The 19,134-nt window shown below is 61.2% G+C and carries 17 protein-coding genes and 1 rRNA gene; 9 read left to right on the top strand and 9 right to left on the bottom strand.

Annotated elements, in window-relative coordinates; genetic code table 11:
- Positions 1–114: 114 nt before the first annotated feature.
- Positions 115–230, top strand: a 5S ribosomal RNA gene (gene rrf, locus AC1DRN_RS28370).
- A 67-nt stretch (positions 231–297) separates the two neighbouring features.
- Here the strand turns inward: rrf and AC1DRN_RS28365 are convergent.
- From AC1DRN_RS28365 to AC1DRN_RS28345, 5 genes are all read right to left on the bottom strand, one after another.
- Entirely contained in the window at positions 298–1,050 is a 753-nt protein-coding gene (locus tag AC1DRN_RS28365; protein ID WP_223463854.1) for a bestrophin-like domain, read from the bottom strand.
- Positions 1,051–1,098: 48 nt separating this feature from the next.
- The gene (locus AC1DRN_RS28360; protein WP_223463840.1) at positions 1,099–1,527 is read right to left on the bottom strand and encodes a hypothetical protein; all 429 of its coding nucleotides are present in this window, start codon (positions 1,525–1,527) and stop codon (positions 1,099–1,101) included.
- Between the two features lie 135 nt (positions 1,528–1,662).
- Positions 1,663–2,076: a VOC family protein gene (locus AC1DRN_RS28355; protein WP_477786869.1), complete on the bottom strand. Its 414-nt coding sequence runs from the start codon at positions 2,074–2,076 to the stop codon at positions 1,663–1,665.
- An 89-nt stretch (positions 2,077–2,165) separates the two neighbouring features.
- Positions 2,166–2,825 (bottom strand): TetR/AcrR family transcriptional regulator, encoded by a 660-nt coding sequence (locus tag AC1DRN_RS28350; protein ID WP_223463841.1) that lies wholly within the window; start codon positions 2,823–2,825, stop codon positions 2,166–2,168.
- The gene (locus tag AC1DRN_RS28345) at positions 2,812–3,663 is read right to left on the bottom strand and encodes a 3-hydroxybutyryl-CoA dehydrogenase (RefSeq protein ID WP_477786868.1); all 852 of its coding nucleotides are present in this window, start codon (positions 3,661–3,663) and stop codon (positions 2,812–2,814) included. Before AC1DRN_RS28345 ends, AC1DRN_RS28350 begins: the two co-directional genes overlap by 14 nt.
- 163 nt (positions 3,664–3,826) lie before the next feature.
- Between AC1DRN_RS28345 and AC1DRN_RS28340 the strand changes: the two genes are divergently transcribed.
- Positions 3,827–4,879, top strand: coding sequence for an AraC family transcriptional regulator (locus AC1DRN_RS28340; protein WP_223463843.1), 1,053 nt, complete (start codon positions 3,827–3,829; stop codon positions 4,877–4,879).
- Between the two features lie 83 nt (positions 4,880–4,962).
- On the opposite strand, the gene AC1DRN_RS28335 is transcribed toward AC1DRN_RS28340, so the two are convergent.
- Positions 4,963–6,204 (bottom strand): YbfB/YjiJ family MFS transporter, encoded by a 1,242-nt coding sequence (locus AC1DRN_RS28335; protein WP_223463844.1) that lies wholly within the window; start codon positions 6,202–6,204, stop codon positions 4,963–4,965.
- 111 nt (positions 6,205–6,315) lie between these two features.
- Between AC1DRN_RS28335 and AC1DRN_RS28330 the strand changes: the two genes are divergently transcribed.
- The gene (locus tag AC1DRN_RS28330) at positions 6,316–7,191 is read left to right on the top strand and encodes a LysR family transcriptional regulator (RefSeq protein WP_223463845.1); all 876 of its coding nucleotides are present in this window, start codon (positions 6,316–6,318) and stop codon (positions 7,189–7,191) included.
- Between the two features lie 130 nt (positions 7,192–7,321).
- On the opposite strand, the gene AC1DRN_RS28325 is transcribed toward AC1DRN_RS28330, so the two are convergent.
- Entirely contained in the window at positions 7,322–8,044 is a 723-nt protein-coding gene (locus tag AC1DRN_RS28325) for a pirin family protein (RefSeq protein WP_223463846.1), read from the bottom strand.
- Between the two features lie 342 nt (positions 8,045–8,386).
- Between AC1DRN_RS28325 and AC1DRN_RS28320 the strand changes: the two genes are divergently transcribed.
- Together AC1DRN_RS28320 and AC1DRN_RS28315 are read left to right on the top strand one after the other, a co-directional pair.
- Positions 8,387–9,337, top strand: a complete 951-nt coding sequence (locus tag AC1DRN_RS28320) for a GlxA family transcriptional regulator (protein ID WP_223463847.1) — start codon at positions 8,387–8,389, stop codon at positions 9,335–9,337.
- A 151-nt stretch (positions 9,338–9,488) separates the two neighbouring features.
- Positions 9,489–10,973 (top strand): ATP-binding protein, encoded by a 1,485-nt coding sequence (locus AC1DRN_RS28315; RefSeq protein ID WP_477786867.1) that lies wholly within the window; start codon positions 9,489–9,491, stop codon positions 10,971–10,973.
- Here AC1DRN_RS28315 and AC1DRN_RS28310 read toward each other — a convergent pair.
- Entirely contained in the window at positions 10,938–13,742 is a 2,805-nt protein-coding gene (locus tag AC1DRN_RS28310) for an ATP-binding protein (protein ID WP_477786866.1), read from the bottom strand. The genes AC1DRN_RS28315 and AC1DRN_RS28310 overlap by 36 nt on opposite strands.
- A 287-nt stretch (positions 13,743–14,029) precedes the next feature.
- Here AC1DRN_RS28310 and AC1DRN_RS28305 point away from each other — a divergent pair, with 287 nt between their 5' ends.
- The gene (locus AC1DRN_RS28305) at positions 14,030–14,605 is read left to right on the top strand and encodes a flavodoxin family protein (protein ID WP_223463850.1); all 576 of its coding nucleotides are present in this window, start codon (positions 14,030–14,032) and stop codon (positions 14,603–14,605) included.
- A 35-nt stretch (positions 14,606–14,640) separates the two neighbouring features.
- Complete coding sequence (locus AC1DRN_RS28300) at positions 14,641–15,465, top strand: alpha/beta fold hydrolase (protein WP_218432101.1); 825 nt, start codon at positions 14,641–14,643, stop codon at positions 15,463–15,465.
- 37 nt (positions 15,466–15,502) lie between these two features.
- Here AC1DRN_RS28300 and AC1DRN_RS28295 read toward each other — a convergent pair whose 3' ends face one another.
- Complete coding sequence (locus tag AC1DRN_RS28295) at positions 15,503–15,958, bottom strand: helix-turn-helix domain-containing protein (RefSeq protein WP_223463851.1); 456 nt, start codon at positions 15,956–15,958, stop codon at positions 15,503–15,505.
- A 262-nt stretch (positions 15,959–16,220) separates the two neighbouring features.
- Between AC1DRN_RS28295 and AC1DRN_RS28290 the strand changes: the two genes are divergently transcribed.
- Both AC1DRN_RS28290 and AC1DRN_RS28285 read left to right on the top strand, forming a co-directional pair.
- The gene (locus AC1DRN_RS28290; RefSeq protein WP_223463852.1) at positions 16,221–17,210 is read left to right on the top strand and encodes an MBL fold metallo-hydrolase; all 990 of its coding nucleotides are present in this window, start codon (positions 16,221–16,223) and stop codon (positions 17,208–17,210) included.
- A gap of 47 nt (positions 17,211–17,257) precedes the next feature.
- The gene (locus tag AC1DRN_RS28285) at positions 17,258–18,175 is read left to right on the top strand and encodes a LysR family transcriptional regulator (protein WP_223463853.1); all 918 of its coding nucleotides are present in this window, start codon (positions 17,258–17,260) and stop codon (positions 18,173–18,175) included.
- Positions 18,176–19,134 lie beyond the last annotated feature (959 nt).

The following is a 19,134-nucleotide window of genomic DNA, read 5'->3' as shown; positions in this document are numbered from 1 at the left end:
AGATTGCGGTGTGTGAAGACGCAATGAACCGAAAGTTCGACGCTCACAAAACACCGAAAGCTGTCACATACCCAATTTGCTGAAACGTTGAAAAACGGTTCAGTACCCGAATTTCTTGACGACCATAGAGCATTGGAACCACCTGATCCCATCCCGAACTCAGCAGTGAAACGATGCATCGCCGATGGTAGTGTGGGGTTTCCCCATGTGAGAGTAGGTCATCGTCAAGATTAAATTCCAAAACCCCTATCTGCGCACGCAGGTAGGGGTTTTGTTTTTGTCTTCAGGAAATCGAAACTACTGCCCCAGCCGCTCCAGCGTGTGCGTCAACGGTTCCAGCGACACACAGATAAATCCATCAAGCGGCCGATTGAGTTCCTCTACCAGCAAGATGGTTGCCCCCGTCGACAGGGCACACATCAACAGTACGACGACAATGGTGCCGTTGCATGGTGCAAACAGGCCGAACGAGCCGAAGATAATCGCCAGCCATGTCACCAGGATCACCAGCATCACCGGTGGAATCGATTGATTGGCCTGTAGCAGGGTCAGCCAGCGGGTGGCAAACACGGTGTCCATGTCCCGCAACGCCTTGGCTTTGAGCGAGCGCTGATCATCGTTGCCGGGCGTCAGTGACTCGACCTGGCGTTGCAGGCCTTCGGAGCGACGGATCATTTCGGGGCTATCGAGTTTTTCAATCTGCTGGTGATCGCGGGTCGCGAGCACTTGGGTGACTTCGGCGTAGTTGTGCTTGAGCTCGGTGCGGATACCCTGGGTGTCGGTGCCGTAACGGGCCAGCAAGCGGTCGAACTGAACCACTTTCGCCGCCGCGCCCTCCAGTTCGGCATTGGCTGTATCGAATGTGCCTTTGGCAGAGGAAACGAGCAGGCCGAGGACCAGCGCCGACATCGTTGCGATGAGGCCGGTGGCCAGCTTCACCACCGCCACGGAGTCATCGCTCAGATGATGGCTTGGTAATCGTTCCCTCACGTACGAGCCCAGAAGTGCGCTGGCGGACAGGCAGGCGAAAACGATGAGGGCGATCACCACGTCATTCAAATTCAACCTCCGTTGACGCTGTCTTCCGTGGGGAGATATCTACTGGTACTTGATCACGATGCCCTTGAGTTTGCGTCCCTCGATGGTCGTCACGTCGCGAGCCCACAGCGGCCCGCTGGCATAGGCGCCCACTGCCTGAATGTGGTCATAGACGACCACCACGGCGTTGCCACCGAGTTTGGCGGATTCTACCCGCAGCTTCTGTTCGACTTCGGTAATCGGCGGGGCAGGGTCGATGCTGGCGTCGATCAGCACTTCACCCAGGCGCACATGCGGACGTGAAGGCTCGGAGCGTAGCACCACGACCTGGTCGGGCGATGTCGGTGCGGGGTGTTCTACGCCGACATAGGCGGTGGTCTGTGCATCGACAGTGGCGCAGCCATTGAGGGTCAGCAGGCTGGTGATCAGTCCACCTGCCAGTAGCAAGTATTTGGAACGAGGGGACCAGGACAGGACATGGGCCGGCATAGTGGGTTTGCTCCTTGGTTGCGCTGCTATCCATGTGGCTAGTTGACGGTAGCAGACAGACCGGGAGTTGCCAGAAAGCCCAACCTTTTCAGGTTGGGCTTTTATCCTTGAAGACTGTGGTTCGACAAAGGCCGTTCACTGATCCTTTTCGCAATTGACCATCCACGACACACCAAAACGGTCGACCAGCATGCCAAAGCGCGCCGCCCAGAACGTGGTCTCCAGTGGCATTTGCACAGAGCCACCACCCGCCAGTGCATTGAAGACCCGCTCGGCCTCGGCAATGCTGTCGACGTTGAGTGAAATCGAACAGGCACTCATTTTATCCACGGGGCGATCCGGTGTGGTGTCCGAGCCCATGATGGCCTGATCGCCCACGATCAGGCGGGTATGGATGATCAGGTTGTGCAGATCTTTGGGGAAATGTTCACCTGCAGGAGTTTCAACGAAGGTCAGCATGGCTTCGAGCTGGCCTTGCAGGCACTGCGCATAGAACGTGAAGGCGTCTTTGCAGTCGCCGTTGAAGATAAGGTAGGGATTGATTTTCATGGTCGGCTCCGGGTGCTCGAGTTCATTCATCGGTTTGGACGCCGGTTTTTTCGGCGAATTCCGATTGTGTCGAGCCGACAAGCAAAGCGCTAAATCTTTGTCGACGCTTGTGTTTCTTTAGATGTTTTTTCGATAGGACGCGCGAGGCTTATCGCCTCCGGCACACGCCGTGGCGCCAGCACGCGTTCGATGGCGCCGCTGACCATGCTTTCCAGCAGTTCATCGCGTTCCTGCTCGTCCAGCACATGGGGCGTCAGCCAGCTGGGAGCGCTGTTGAGCAGGGCGCCAATGGCATGCCCGGCGGCCAGCAGGCCTTGCTCGCTGAAACGGGACTTCGCGCCCAGCATCTTCAGCAGCGTACGTTCGTATTGCTCGCGCAATTGTTGAACCCGTGCCTGTTGCTCTTCGTTCAGGCAGCCGCTGTCGCGCTCCACCAGGCGGAAATGCCAGGGCATCTCCCGATGCAGGTTCAGATGGGCGCGGATCAGGCTGTTGAGTTTGTCGCGCTTGCCCGGGGCCTTTTGCTGGATACGTGCCAGGGTGGCCAGCAGTTCCTCGTAGAACTCTTCAATCAGGTCGAGCAGCAGATGCTGTTTGCTCGGGTAATGGTGATACAGCGAGCCTGGGGAGAGCCCCAGGCACGTCGCGAGCTCACGCATGCCGACCTGGCCGAACCCCTTGCAGGCAAACAGCTCCAGGACCTTGTCCCGGTACTCGGCAAAGCGCGAGCAACGCTCAGGCATAGGCATGGAAGCCGCGCCCCGTTTTGCGTCCCAGGTAACCGGCAGCGACCATTTCCTTGAGCAGCGGCGCCGGGCGATATTTGCTGTCGTTGAAACCGTCATAGAAGGCTTCGAGGATCGACAACAGGGTGTCCAGGCCAATCAGGTCCGCCAGGGCCAACGGGCCGATAGGCTGATTGCAGCCCAGGCGCATGCCGGCGTCGATGTCTTCGGCGCTGGCCAGGCCTTCCTGGAACACCAGGATCGCTTCGTTGATCATTGGCACCAGGATGCGGTTGACCACGAAGCCCGGGCGGTTGCCGGCGGTGATCGCGGTTTTGCCGAGGGTGGTCGCCATGTCCAGCGCCAGTTGGTGGGTCGCGTCACTGGTTTGCAGGCCGCGGATGACTTCGATCAGGCCCATCACCGGCACCGGGTTGAAGAAATGCAGGCCGATGAAGCGCTCAGGCTGGCTGACACTGGCGGCGAGTTGGGTGATCGACAGCGACGAGGTGTTGGRGGCAATGACGCATTCGCTGCTGACCTGTGTTGCGATTTGTTGCAGTACACGCAGTTTCAGGTCGAGATTTTCCGTCGCCGCTTCGATGACCAATTGCGCGTCACCCAGGACACTGTAATCGGTGCTGGTGCGGATTTTGTCGAGGGTGGCTTGTTTCTGCTCCACCGTCAGGGTTTGCTTGGCGACCTGCCGGTCCAGGTTTTTACCGACCGTTGCGACGGCTTTTTGCAAAGCGCTTTCGGATATGTCGAGCAAGGTCACGTTGAAACCGGCCATGGCACAGACTTGTGCGATGCCGTTGCCCATGGTGCCCGCACCGATCACGCCGATGTTTTGCAGATTCATCTTCCCATCCTTCGATCAAACCCTGCGATACCTTGGCCGCGACTGCAGCCGAAGGCGTACTATTGCCGCGAGTCTAGAGCCGGCAGGGCGGTTGTCCTATGCCAAAACTGTTCAACGGCACTGATGTTTTTTGCCATTCGGGTGATGAGAGAGAAACGAACCAATGCGGGAAAAGGACTTGGTTGCCGCCTATTTCGTGCAGGCAATGATCCACGGGCTGAGGGATGATCCGCAGCGCGTGACGGCCGTGCTCGAACAGGCGGGCATTGATCCGGCGGTCATGCACCAACCCACGGCGCGGGTGCCGGCCAGCGCGTTTGCGGCGTTGTGGCTGATCCAGATCCGCGAGCTCGACGATGAGTTTTTCGGGCTCGACTCCCATGGCATGCCGCCGGGCAGTTTCGCCCTGATCTGCCGTGCCCTGATTCAGGAACCCGATCTGCACAAGGCCATGCGTCAGTGCCTGGCCAACTTCGGCTTGTTCCTGCGCGACTTTCGCGGCTCGCTGGCCGTGCGTGGCAAGCGTGCGGTGATCAGCCTGGAAACCCGTTCGACGGACAACGATGCCAGCCGGTTCGGTGAAGAAACCTTCCTGGTGTTGATGATCAGCCTGCTGTGCTGGCTGGGCGGGCGGCGCATTCCCATTGATCGCGCGGACTTCCGCCATTCGCGCCTGTCGCTGGGTGACGATCGCCTGCTTTGGGGCCCCAACCTGACCTTTGGTGCCGAGCGCACCGAAATCGAATTTGCCAGCCACTACTTGCGCCTGCCAGTGGTTCAGGACCTGGCGTCGTTGAAAGTGTTTCTGCGTACCGCGCCGCAATGGTTGGTGATCCGCTTCCGTAACCAGCATGGCCTGGCATCGCAGGTTCATCAGCGCTTGCGCGGCAGTCATTACAGTGAGTGGCCGACGTTGCAGGCCTTTGCCCTGGAACAGCACCTGAGCCCCAGCACCTTTCGCCGCAAACTGGAGCGTGAAGGCTGCTCCTACCAGGAAATCAAGGACGAAGTACGGCGTGGCGTGGCCTTTGAGCAATTGCGTCAGAGCGATGCGAGCATCAGCGATATCGCCGAGCAACTGGGTTTCCAGGAACCCAGCGCCTTCCATCGGGCGTTCAAGAAGTGGACCGGGGAAAGCCCGGGGCGCTATCGGGCCCGTTATCAGGGGGAGCAGGGCGCAAAGGTCGCCGCCCTTCAGGAGTCCTGCGAGCCCTGAGCCATCGTCGGCCCAGTTGCAGGACTTCAGGGCCACCGGGTTCGGTGATTTCGATCAGGGTCATGGTCTGGGGCAGTGGCATTTCAAATACCTGTATCGAGTGTCAATGATTCGCTCGAACGACTGAGCAATCGGCTGCCGAGTTCCAGCAATAGCGCTACCACAATGGCTCCGGCGGCAATCACGAACATCAAGGCATGATGGCCACCACTGGTATTGAACAGCGCCGAATAAGCAAACCCCGAGAAGGCCTGGAACGTCGCGAACGACACGGTGGCGCGGCTCCAGGCAATCTGCTGCTGGTGATGGTTGGGGATCAATTCATGCACCCGGGCCAACGCCAGCGGCACGATGCCGGGCGGGAAGGAGCCGAGGATCACCGCCAGTAAAGCCAGTGCCGCGAACGAACTGCTGATCGATAAGAGGCCAACCGCCAACGCCTGTATTACCAGCACGATGCGGATCCCCGTTTTCGCGCCCAGTTGGTCGGCCAGAAAACCGTAACTCACTGGCCCGACAATCGCGCCAAGGCCATACATCACCCAGATCAGCGCGCCGACATGCGCCCCGGCATTGAGCCCGCGGGCGACGTAATCCACCAGGAACACCATGGCCGGCACCAGTCCGGCGGCCATGAACGCGTATTGGGCGAACAGCAGGTAAACGCTCGGGTCGGTGGGGGCAGGCGACGAGGTATCCGACGGCGCAGCGGCGACCGGGTGCGCAGCGGTTGGCCAGCCAAACCAACTGGCGGCAGTGAGAACCAGGGCCAACAAGCCAAGGCCGAACCAGGTTTGCTGCAAGCCGAGGCTCAACAGCGGCGGCACGATCGTCCCCGAGCCGGCAATGCCCAAGCCGATGCCAAGGAATATCGCACCGCTGGCCAGGCCCCTGCGGGTCGCCGGTACGTGAGGCAATACGGTTCCCGCCACCAACACCATGATCGCGCCACCGGCGATCCCCGACAGCAGGCGCCAGCCGAAGAACCAGCTCATCGACAACGGAAAACCACAGGCGAAAAACGCCAGCGTCACTGCCAGCATCATCAGGCGCAGGGCGGTTTTGTTTGAGGTCCGGCGTGCCAGTGGATGGCCAATCAGTGCGCCGATCAGGTAACCCACCAGATTGGCGGCGCCGAGGTACACCACGTCGCTGGCGGAAAACCAGTGGGCCTGGATCAGCGAGGGAATCAGCGGCGTATAGGCGAAACGCGCCAGGCCGATGCTGACCAGGCTGGCGCAGAGGCCGGCGAAGATCGGCAGCCAGATCGCGCGGGCTGCAGGAATAAGGGGTGCAGGAGTAAGGGGAGCAGATGAGCTGTGCATGTGCATAGTCCTGTGGGGAACTCAGGCCTTCAGCATATCGAGATTATTTGAAGCATTAACGCAGCGATTACGCGCTATGCTGATGCGTAAATGCATCATCAGGAGAGCGCTATGAATTGGGATGACGCCCGGGTATTTCTCGCGGTTTGCCGTGAATCGACGTTGCGTGGTGCGGCGCGGGTGTTGGGGGTCGACCAGGCCACGGTYGGTCGGCGCATCACGGCGCTGGAAAAGTCATTGAGTGCGACCTTGTTCCTGCGTACCTCCGACGGTTATGCGCTGACGGCTGTCGGTGAAGCGGCGCTCAAGGCGGTGGAGAAAATGGAGCATTCGGCGCTGGAGCTGGAGCGCCAGATCCAGGGCCTGGACGATCGCCTGACCGGCACGGTGCGGGTCAGCACCACCGACTCTCTGGCGATCGATTTCCTGATCCCGGCGATTGCCCGCCTGCATCGACAACACCCGGATGTACGGGTGCAGCTGGACGCCACCACGCAGATTCTCAGCCTGGCAAAACGCGAGGCGGACATCGCCGTACGCAACACCCGACCGGAGAACCCGGACCTGATCGCCCGGCGCATCGCCCGCTGGCCGGTGGGTCTGTTTGCCTCGCAAGCCTATGTCGATGCCCACGGCGTGCCGGAGCCCGGGTCGGCGTTCGCCGGGCATGACCTGGTGGTGTATCAACCGTACTTGCAGGGCAACAAGGACCTGACGCTGGTCTCGGAACCGGTGGCGCGCGGGCGGATTGTCGCCAGCCTCAGTTCCAGCCTGCTGGTGCGCCGTTCGATTGCTGCGGGGATAGGGGTCGGGGAAATTCCGGTGTACATCGGGGAGAAAGAGGGGCTGGTCAGGTTGTGGCCGGAGCGCTCGCGGCCGTTACCCTATGACATCTGGCTGGTGACCCACGCGGACCTGCGGCATACGGCCAGGGTCCGGGCGGTCATTGATGAGATTGTCGCGGGGTTTGCCGGGACTGGCGAGTAATTTCAGGTGGCAAAAAATCCTGTGGGAGCGAGCTTGCTCGCGATGGCGGAGTGTCAGACGACATCACTGTTGAATGACACAACGCATCGCGAGCAAGCTCGCTCCCACAGGGATCTACCACAGGGATCTGTCATGGCATTTCCGGCAGTTCCTGTGGGCGCAGGTCGAACACCAGCACTTCGGCATCCACGCCGTTGCTCAAGGTCAGCGCCTGTTCATCACGAACCCGCACACCGTCACCTTCCTGCAACAACACACCGTTGAGTTCGACGCTGCCCCGGGCCACGTGCACATAGGCGTAGCGGTTGGCGGCGAGTTCCAGGGTGGCGCTTTCCTTGCCGTCGATCAGGCCGGCATACACCCGTGCATCCTGACGCACCTTCAACGAACCCTTGGCACCGTCCGGCGAGATGATCAGTTGCAGGCGCCCGCGTTTTTTCTGGGTGCTGAAGTGCTCTTGCTGATAACGCGGTTTGGCGCCACTGACGTCGGGCACGATCCAGATCTGCAGAAAGTGCACCGGCCGGGTGCTGGAGTGGTTGAACTCACTGTGGGCCACGCCGCTGCCTGCGCTCATCAGTTGCACGTCGCCGGGGCGGATCACCGAACCGGTGCCCAGTGTGTCCTTGTGTTCCAGGGCACCTTCAAGCACATAGGAGAAAATCTCCATGTCGCGGTGCGGGTGCTGGCCGAAGCCTTTACCGGCGGCGACGCGGTCGTCGTTGATCACCAACAGGTCGGAAAAACCCTGCTCTTTCGGGTTGCGATAACTGGCGAAGGAAAAGGTATGGAACGACTTCAACCAGCCGTGATTGGCCAGGCCACGATCCGAGGCTTTGCGAAGAGTCAGCATGATCAAATCTCCTTTCAAGACGTGAATTCGTCCGAGTGAGGAGAAGGTTAATGTTTATCTAAGGATGCAATAAGTAGATGAAAATTGTAATACTGTCTCTTTAAGGTTGACAGTATTCGGGCGCGAATAAGCTATTCTTTTCCGACGTTTGACCTGTGTTTGGTCATAATGCACACATCCCTGATACCGGGCGCAAACTCTGTGGGAGCGAGCCTGCTCGCGAAGGCGTAGTGTCAGTCGCTATCAACTTTGGCTGATACACCGCTTTCGCGAGCAGGCTCGCTCCTACAAGGGGCTGGCGCTCGGCGACCGACCTTCTATGATCCCAGTGAATTCCAATCCATGAAAACCGTGGCAATGGTGCTGTTTCCCGACTTTCTCCTGCTCGACATGGCCGGGCCCATGGAAGTGTTTTCCATCGCCAATCGTTATCTGAAACCCGACGATCACTATGTGTTGTCGACCATCGGCACCGAGCACGGCGCGCTGCGGGCGTCCAACGGGGTGAGCGTGCATGCCGACCGGCACATCGATCAGGCCTGCGAGGGTTTTGATTTGCTGCTGGTGCCCGGTGGTCCCGGTGCCTACAACGAAAGGCATCCGCCGTTGCTCGACTGGCTCAGGCACAACGTCAGCCGGTCCGCTGGTTATGGTTCCATCTGCACCGGGGCGTTCGTGCTGGGGCATGCGGGTTTGCTCGACGGCTATCGCGTTACCACCCACTGGCACTACACCGAGCGGCTGATCAAGGGCTTTCCGAAGGCGACCGTCGAGACCGATCAGATCTTCGTCCAGGACCGCAACCTGATCACTTCCGGTGGTGTCACCGCCGGGATCGACCTGGCCTTGGCGGTGGTGGCCCGGGACCATGGCAAAAAAGTCGCCCAGGACGTGGCCAAGGTGTTGCTGGTGGTGATGAAGCGCCAGGGCGGACAGGCGCAGTTCAGCCCGTTGATGGCGGCGGTGGCGCCTCATGAAACGGCGATTACCCGGGTGCAGAACCATGTGCTTGAACATCTCGATGAAACCTATAGCATCGAGCGCATGGCGGGTCTGGCCAACATGAGCCCGCGTCACTTCGCCAGGGTGTTCGCCCGGGAAGTGAACATGACGCCGATGGAGTTTCTGCAAAGCGCGCGCATCGATTGCGCCAGGAACCTGCTGGAAACCACCGAGTTGCCGCTCAAGACCGTGGCGTTCAAAAGTGGCTTCGGCAGTGTGCGGCACATGCGTTTTCTGTTCAGTGAAAAGCTCGGCCTGACCCCGGCCCAATACCGCGAGCAGTTCAGCTAGCGCGTATGTCCGTCGTGCGCACCGCAATGGCCGTGACGCTCCCTCCGCGGCAGTTGTACCGTCACCGAGGCCTGCCAAGATACCGCTGAACTCATTGCAAGGACGGTGCGGAGCCTGGGCTGGAAGCCAGGTTTCCAGCGGGTGACTGCCCATGAACAGCCTCAGAGATATAAACAGCGAAGCGGTGCTGCAATTCGGGCCCTATGCTTTCCACCTCAGTCAGCGACTGGTGCTGGAGGGCGATCGACCGCTGCGCCTGGGTGGCCGCGCCCTTGACGTGTTGCAGGTGCTGGTCGAGCACGCAGGTTCAGTGGTCARCAAGGAAGAGTTGATTGCGCAGGTCTGGCCGCGCTCCGTGGTCGAAGAGATCAACCTGCGGGTACACATTGCCGCCCTGCGTCGTGCCCTGGGCGATGGGCAGAACGGCCAGTGCTACATCGTCAACATTCCCCAGCGCGGCTACAGTTTTGTCGCCCCGGTGCAGCTTTCGCCAGAGCCTGTAGCGTTCCCGAGCGGGACCGTACAAAAGCTCCTGCACAACCTGCCGGCGCGGCTCACGCCGATTACCGGGCGCGATGCGGTTGTCGGCAGCCTGGTGCGGCAGTTGCCGGTGCGCCGATTCATGACCCTGGTCGGGCCTTGCGGGATCGGCAAGACCACCGTGGCGTTGCGCGTGGCCGAACTGTTGTTGCAGCACTATCGGCATGGCGTGTGGCTGGTGGACCTGGCGGCGATCGACGACCCGGCGCAAGTGACTGATTACCTCACTCGAACCCTTGAACTTAAGGTCGGCACCACGCTGGAGACGCTGGCGCAGCGGCATGCCTTGTTGGTGCTCGACAACTGCGAACACCTGCTCGAACGCTGCCAAACGTTGATCGAGACACTGCTGCACTCGATGCCCCGGCTGTCGATCCTCGCCACCAGCCGCGAGCCACTCAAGGCGTCTGGCGAAACCGTATTGCGTCTGCCACCGCTGGCGGTGCCGCCGGTGTCAGGGCTGCGCAGCGTCGCCGAGGTCATGGGCTATTCGGCGGTGCAGTTGTTCGTCAGCCGTGCCCGGGCTCGATTGCACGGGTTCACCCTGCGCGAACAAGACCTCAGGACCGTACGGGATATCTGCCGACGCCTCGATGGCCTGCCGCTGGCGATTGAACTGGCCGCGGCGCAAATCGATGCGTTGGCGCTGGTGGGGTTGCAAGCGCAACTCGACAACTGTTTTCAGCTGCTGACTCAGGGCCGCCGCACAGCCGTTCCCCGACATCAGACCCTCAAAGCCGCTCTGGATTGGAGCTACGAACGGTTGACTGCCGTGGAGCAAACCGTGTTGCAGCGTCTGGCGGTGTTCAAAATGGCGTTTACCCAGGCCGCAGCGATTGGCGTGATCAGCTGCGACGGGTTGCCCGCCGCCGAGCTGATCGAGGTGATGGAGAACCTCGCTCTCAAGTCACTGCTGTCCCAGGAGCAGGGCGGTGGTGTGACCCGTTACCGCTTCCTCAATACCACCCGCACCTACGCACTGGAAAAACTCGAACTCAGTGGCGATTTGCGCGCCCTTGAAATGCGTTATGCCGGCTACATCAGTCAAGCGCGCTGGCCTTCAGACGGGCAGGTGGCATTGCAACTCGTCGAGTAGCCGGCGAACCGTCATCAGGTCAGGCGTGGCAAAACCTTCGGTGAAGCGCTCGTAGATCGGTGCCAGCAGGTCATACGCCCTTTGGCGGTGGCCTTGACGCTGCCACAGTTGCGCCAGCGAGGTGGCGCTGCGCAGCTCCCAGGCCAGTGCACCCTGAGTTCTGGCCACGTTGAGTGCCTTGAGCAGCACGGTTTCGGCCGTCGCGGCGTTGACCGGGCAATCCGTTGCCAGCAACGTCTTGGCCCTGGCCCGCAGAATCTCTGCGGTGCTCCAGCCCGACACACCGTTTTGTGCGCGTTCGAGCAAATCATCGTCGACGCAGGTCGAATCCAGCGTGACCATGATGTCTTTGATCAAACCGACACTTTGGTGGCCGGTTGGCCGAACATCGGTGCCACCGATCACCTGCGCGTAGTGTTGCRCCCAGTTGTAGAACAGCAGGACCGAGTGTTTCTGCGCCTGTTCCAACAGCAGGCGCAGGAGTTCGCGGGCGCTGCAGGTGTCGCCGTTGTAGTAAGCGATCAGGCAGCCGGAGAGCGCCAGGGTGTAGCAAATCGATGTGCCGTGGTTGATCTGCAATGCGATGTCCAGTGCCTGCCGGGCTGTGCGCCAGGCTTGTTCCGGTTGGCCTTGCAGCCAGAGGATGCGCGCGTGGATGGTTAGCGCCGCGACACTCTGGTCGTATTGCACGCCGAAACCATGGGTGAAACGGTTGAGATGACCGTTGTGGGCCATGTGTTGCAGCACCTGTTCGGCATGCTCCCGAGCCTGATGCTGGTCGCCGCAGAAGTGCAGGGCCAGTACCCGCAATCGATGCATGCTCAGGGACATCAGGGCGTCGTCCTGCAGCCCCAGTTGATCGAATTGCCGGCTTTGCTCCTGGGCCATCCGGTAATGACCGCAACAGAGATTGGCCGCCAGGTGACCGGAAATCGCCCGTAACTGGCCAGTCACATCGTTGCACTGTCGGGCCAGGCTGTAGGCGCTGACGAAGGCGCCGACGGTTTCGTCGGTGCCCCCCTGCGTGTGATAACAGGCGCTGCCCAGAGCCAGCATGAGGGCCATCTTCAGGCGCGGGCAAGGCTCGGGTGACTGCTCGAGCAAGGCCAGGGCCTTGCGCACATAACCGCCGTGTTCCTTGAGCAGTGACAACTCCTGCCACAGGGGAGTGGACTTCGCGGCCAGGCGTATCGCCAGTGCCTGCGGCCCTTGAGCGTGCAAACCCCAATCGAGGGTTGCACGGATGTCCTCCAGAGCCCGGCCATGGCGCTCGATCCACAGGTCGGTCGACGTTTTCTCCCAGTCGTCCTGCGCCTGTTGCATCAGCACGAGGCAGCGCTCGGCATGGCGTTCCCGCGTGCCGGGCAGGTCGGCGGTTTGCGCAAGTTTTTCCAGGGCGTAGCCGCGGGTGGTGTCGAGCAGACGGTAGTACACGTCTTCGTCGCCCACTTCCACGTTCAGTAACGACTTGGCGACCAGTTGCGTGATTGAACCGAACACCTCGCGCGGTTCTATGCGTTCGCCGACGATCACCGCCGCTGCCGACTCCAGGGTGAAGCCAGCACAAAACACACTCAGTCGGCGCAGGCAGGTCTTTTCGCAGGCAGTGAGCAGTTCGAAGCTCCAGTCCAATGTTGCACGCAGGGTCTGATGGCGTGCCAGGGGCGTCTGGCAGGACTGGTTCAGCAACCGGAAGCTGCTTTGCAACTGCGCCAGCAAGCCGTGCAATCCGAAGTTGCCCACTTGCGCTGCTGCCAGTTCGATGGCCAGTGGTATGCCGTCCAGTCGATGGCAAATGTCTATCAGCAGCGGCAGTTCATCATCAGTCAGTTCAAAGCTGTCGTGACTGGCCATGGCCCGCTCGACAAACAGTTGCAGGGCGGAAAAGGTCATGGCCTGGGCGCGGTCGAGGACAGCGATGGGTGGCGGGCAGTCGAGTGACTCCAGGCGCTGGACGAATTCCCCTTCGGCCCGCAGGCTCTCGCGGCTGGTGGCGAGGATGTGCACGTGCGGCGCACTGCGCAGAATGTCTTCGCTGAGCTGGGCAATGGCGTCGACCAAGTGTTCGCAGTTGTCGATGATCAGCAGCATGTGGCGATCGCGCAGAGCGTCTGCAAGCCCGTTCAGGGGGGCGTCGTCGTGCAGGGCCAGTTCGAGTAGCGTCGCCAGGTGACTGTTGATCATCAGCGGGCAGTTGATCGGGGCCAGGTCCAGCAGGTGAATGCCGTCGCGGTAGCGACCGATCATTTGTTCGGCGACCCGCAAGGCCACGGTGGTCTTGCCGATGCCGCCGGGGCCGACGAGGGTGATGAAACGCTGCTGGGGCAGTTGCTCCATCAGGTTGTCGACCAGCGTCTGCCGGCCGATCATGCGTGTGCGGCGCACCGGCAGGTTATGCCGGCTCGATGCGGTACGTGCGGGCTCCGGCGCTTGCCCGGCCTGTTCCAGTGAATGCGGTGCGACGAAGCTGTACCCGCGCTGGGCCACGGTGACGATGTAGCGCTGACCAGCCTGACCGTCGCCGAGCGCCTTGCGCAACGCGGCCATGTGCACCCGCAGGTTGATGTCTTCGACCACGCTGCTGGGCCAGACCCGGGCGATCAATTGTTGCTTGCTGACCACGTTGCCGGCCTGTTCCAGCAGGATCAACAGGATGTCCATGGCGCGCCGGCCCAGGCGCAAGGGCTGGTCGGCCTCCATCACCAGGCGTTGTCCGGGGTAGACCCGGTAGGGGCCGAAATGAACAGCCTGTTCGGGGGAAAGGGTCAACGAGTCGCTCCTGTTGCATCCGTCTGGTTCGCGGTTTTGGAGCATATTCCTCAGGTTTTTTACCCAGCGCAATGCGCCGCCCGGGTGACTGATGGGGGCAGGCATTGACTCTAACGCATCGGCCAATGGCTGTCGGTCCCGCGATCATTGGGCGCGACAGACGGACAGCAGTTGCCGAGGCTTTTTGCGCGCCATGGAAATTTAACAACGTTTAACTCGTCGCGTGTCCGGTTTGCGTCCAAAACTCGCTCCTACAAAGGGATTCTATCCATCGTAAGGACAGAGCAATGAGCAACGTGGTAGTGGTCTATCACAGTGGCTACGGGCACACCCGGGTCATGGCCGAAGCCGTGGCCGCGGGCGTGGAACGGCACCTGGGCAGCACCTGCCAGTTGATTCCGGTCGAGGAAGTGGACGAACACTGGGAGCGGCTGCACAACGCCGACGCCATCATCTTTGGCGCGCCGACCTACATGGGCAGCGCCTCGGCGGCCTTCAAGGGCTTCATGGAGGCCACGGCAGCGTTCTACCTGGCCCAGCCCTGGCGCGACAAACTCGCGGCGGGCTTCACCAATTCCGGCTGCCTGTGCGGCGACAAACTCAACACCTTGCTGCAGATGGCCGTGTTCGCCGCCCAGCACTCGATGATCTGGGTCGGCCTCGACCTGCTGCCGGCGCGTTCCAGCAGCGGCGCGTTCAACGGCCAACTCAATCGCCTGGGCAGCTCACTGGGCGCCATGGCCCAGTCGAATGTCGAACAATCCCCCGACGATGCCCCCCCGCCCGAGGATCGCTGCACCGCCGCGCACCTGGGCGAACGTGTGGCGCGCCTGGCGGATCGCATGAACCCGCTACCGGTTTGATTCACACCCCAACCCTCGTTAAGGAGGCATCACCCATGAGCACCTTCACTACCCGCGACGGCGTCGAGATTTACTACAAGGACTGGGGCACCGGTCAGCCGATTGTCTTCAGCCACGGCTGGCCGCTGAACGCCGACAGCTGGGAGTCGCAGATGATCTTCCTGGCCTCCAAGGGCTACAGGGTCATCGCCCACGACCGTCGCGGTCATGGGCGTTCCAGCCAGCCGTGGTCGGGCAATGACATGGACCATTACGCCGACGATCTGGCGCAGTTGATCGAGCTGCTCGATCTGCAAAACGCCGTGCTGTTCGGCTTCTCCACCGGCGGTGGCGAGGTGGCGCGTTACATCGGTCGCCACGGCACCGGCCGCGTGGCCAAGGCGGGGCTGATATCCGCCGTGCCACCACAGATGCTCAAAACCGAAGCCAACCCCGGCGGCCTGCCGCTGGAAGTGTTCGACGGCATCCGCCAGGCCTCGCTGGCCGACCGTTCGCAGCTGTACATCGACCTCGCCAGCGGCCCGTTCTTCGGCTTCAACAAGCCCGGCGCGAAACCGTCCCAGGGCATGATCGACTGGTTCTGGATGCAGGGCATGATGGCCGGCCACAAGAACGCCTATGACTGCATCAAGGCGTTCTCGGAAACCGACTTCACCGAAGACCTGAAGAAGTTCGACGTGCCGACCCTGGTGGTGCATGGCGACGCGGATCAGGTGGTGCCCTACGAAGCGGCGGGCGTCTCCTCCGCCAGGCTGGTGAAGGGCTCGACCCTGAAGATTTACCCGGGCGCCCCTCATGGTTTGACGGACACCCATAAGGATCAGCTGAACGCTGACCTGTTGGCGTTCTTGAAAGGTTAAAAAAGCCGGATCAAAAGATCGCAGGCTTCGCCAGCTCCTACAGGGTCGCGTGCATGCCCGTAGGAGCTGCCGAAGGCTGCGATCTTTTGCTTTTAAGGCCATGCACCACCTGACAGCGCCAGGCAAACGGATTGATGCCTTCGCTGCGGGTGAAGATGTGGCAGAAGTGCGCCTGATCGCAGAAGCCGCATTCAAGGCTGATCTGCGTAAGGCTCATGTCGGTGTACTGGATCAATTGCTTGGCCAGGACAATGCGCTGCTGACGGATCCAGTCCTGGGGCGAGAGGCCGGTGCTGCACTTGAACGCGCGGGAGAAGTGACTGCGCGAGAGGGCGCAGGCCTGTGCCAGTTCAGTGACTTCCAGGCTGTCGCCCAGACGTTCGAGGATCAGTTGCTTAACCAGTTTTTCGCGTTGCGGGCTGAGGCCGCCGGGGTGGGGCTTGCGAGGTTCGCTGGCAGGTGCGCGGGCGGTGATGTGCTGTGGGAAAGCCATGGCCATTGTCCGGTCGGGGGAGGAAAAGCGCTGGCGCCCGGTTCGAGCGATCAGCACCGTTACTCTGGAAAAAACAGTTCTGCGCTGAGGGCTTCATTGTTGGAGGCGCCCGCTGTGGCTGACGAGTTAAACGTTGTTAATTCCATGTCCGAGGCTGTGAACACAGCACATCGTTGCAAGTGCGGGCGACGTCGATGGGCACAAGATGCGCAATATGGAGCGGGCCACAACGGACCGTCGATTGGTTTGAAAAGGTGAACAGATGAAACGGACATGGCAGGGAACGCTGGGCGCCATCGGCCTGGTTCTGATATCCGCCAACGCGCTGGCCCAGGCGCCTGCGCAGGTGGGCACGCAAGTACCCGGTTACTTTCGGCTGGCACTGGGGGATTACGAAGTGACGGCGCTGTTCGACGGTTATAACGACCTGTCGCCGAAGCTGTTGCAAGGCATGAGCCAGAGCCAGATCCGCGCGCTGTTGGCCCGTCGTTCGATTGAAACCCCGGGTGTGCAGACCGCCTTCAACGCCTTTCTGGTCAACACTGGTAAACAGCTTGTCCTGATTGATACCGGGGCAGGGCAGTGCATCGGTCCTACCGCCGGCCAGCTCCCGGCCAACCTGCAAGCGGCCGGCTACAAACCGGAGCAGGTGGACGCCATCCTGATCACCCACCTGCACCTGGATCACGTCTGTGGCCTGGTGGACGGCCAACAGCAACCGGTGTTCGCCAACGCCACGGTGTACGCGGCCAAGGCCGAAGCCGACTACTGGCTCGACCCGCAGGCGTTGGCCAAGGCACCGGAAGCGGCCAAGGGCTACTTCAAAATCGCCCAGGATTCCACCGCGCCTTACGTGGCCGCCGGCCGATTCAAGACCTTCACCCCCGGCCAGTCACCGCTGCCGGGCGTGGTCGAGGCGCAACTGGAAGCCGGGCACACGCCGGGCAGCACCACGTACCGTTTCACCTCCCAAGGGCAAAGCATCCTGTTCATGGGCGACCTGGTGCACAACCTCGCCGTGCAGTTCCTGCACCCTGAGGTATCGATCGGTTTCGACGTCGACAGCCAGCATGCGATCAAAAGCCGCAACCAGGTGTTCAGTGCCGCTGCCGCCAGCAAGACCTGGGTGACTGCGGCGCACCTGCCATTTCCCGGCATCGGTCATATCACCGCCGAAGGCAAGCATTTCCAGTGGGTGCCGGTGGAGTACGGACCGTACAAACGAGCGGCGAACGTGCCGTTGATCGAGTAAAGTCGGCAGTTCTCGCGCCTGGCCGACCACACAAGGAACCCGAGCCTATGAACCGTAACGATCTGCGTCGCGTCGACATGAACCTGCTGGTGATTTTCGAAGCCCTGATGTTCGAAAAGAACCTGACCCGCGTCGCCGAAAAACTGTTCATGGGTCAGCCTGCGGTGAGCGCCGCGTTGGGGCGTTTGCGCGATCTGTTCGACGACCCGTTGCTGTTGCGCAACGGTCGCGGCATGGAACCGACGGCGCGGGCGTTGGCGATTCTCAAGGAATTGCAGCCGGCGATGGACACCATTTCCGGCGCGGTCAGCCGGGCCAAGGAATTCGATCCGGCGACCAGTTGCGATGTGTTCCGCATCGGTCTGTCGGACGATGCCGAGTTTGGTTTGTTTCCACCGTTGCTGCGTCAGTTGCAAGAGGAAGCGCCGGGCATCGTCGTGGTCGTGCGGCGGGCCAATTACCTGTTGATGCCGACGCTGCTGGCGTCGGGGGAAATCTCGGTGGGTGTGAGTTACACCACGGATCTTCCGGCCAATGCCAAGCGCAAGAAGCTGCGCGATATTCCCTGCAAAGTGCTGCGCGGCGACGCCCGGCCGGGGACGCTGACCCTGGACGAGTACTGCGAGCGGCCCCATGCGATGGTGTCGTTCTCGGGGGACTTGAGCGGCAATATCGATCTGGATCTGGCGAAGGTCGGGCGTAGTCGTCGAGTGGTGCTGGGGGTGCCGCAGTTCAGTGGATTGCGGGCGTTGCTCGCCGGTACCGAGATGATTGCCACCGTGCCGGATTATGCGGCGTGTGCGTTGGTGGAGGGATGTGGGTTGCGGGCCGAGGATCCGCCGTTCGAGATTGAGGCGGCGCAGTTGTCCATGGCCTGGAGCGGGGTGCATGACAATGATCCGGCGGAGCGGTGGTTGCGGTCGCGGATTGGTCAGTTCATGTCGGTGACTTTGGATATTCCGTAGCTGTAGACCTTGGCGGCCTATGGGCCGACCAGGCTGCTTTTTTGATTGAGTACATATCCGTTTTTTCGGTAACGGCGGCTGGCGGTTTCGCCCTGACGGCGAGTCACTTTTTTTACAAGCGCCTAAAAAAAGTAACCAAAAAAACGCTCGCCCCGAACGTACGGCCCCTCGCTGAGGCTCGGGGTTCCTTCGCTCCGGTATTCATCCGGGGGCATCGCCTCCGGTCGGCTTCGCTTCGACCTCCTCTCGATGTGTTCGGCTTCGCCGAACGGCGCTGCGCGCCTGCCCCCCGAATGAACACCTCCACTCAGCCTGCCGAGGGGGCGGGTGGATCAAGATCAAGAGCTGCAGGCGAGCTAACGCTCGGCCTGATGAGTGGTGAAGAGCGACGTGGTGGCGTGGGCTGCTCTGCCTTTGCTCTTCTGTGGGAGCTAGCCTGCTCGCGATGGCGGCCTGCCAGCCGACCAATTTCTTGCAGACATACCCGGATCAACTGTGGGGGCGAGCCTGCTCGCGAAGGCGGCCTGCCAGCCGACCTGATTTTTGCAGATGTCCCCAATCCCTGTGGGAGCGAGCTTGCTCGCGATGGGGGCCTGCCAGTCGACCAATTTCTTTCGAATGTACCCAGCCCAACTGTAGGAGCGAGCCTGCTCGCGATAGCGGTGGATCAGTCAACACCAGTGCCGAATGTAATGCCGCCATCGCGAGCAAGCTCGCTCCCACATCTATGGTTACCCCCTTTTCTGCAATACTGTTGTTGATGTCGTGTTTGGCTTGCTTTCATCTATCCGGCGTCTGAGTTGGGGTTGTGGCCCCCGCGCCTCGATGAGAATCGATGCCCAACGACCCTAATTAGGGGAACGGCCTTGCAGCCGTGTGAGAGCCCAGGGTTGTCGTCAGGCCGGTTGGCCGTTCATGTCATCAGTTATCCAGAGTTATCCAGCATCGCAAAACCAGGT

Source organism: Pseudomonas sp. P5_B3 (genome assembly GCF_056400405.1).
The sequence above is the reverse complement of the archived record's forward strand: the minus strand, read 5'-3'. Positions and strand labels throughout refer to the sequence as shown.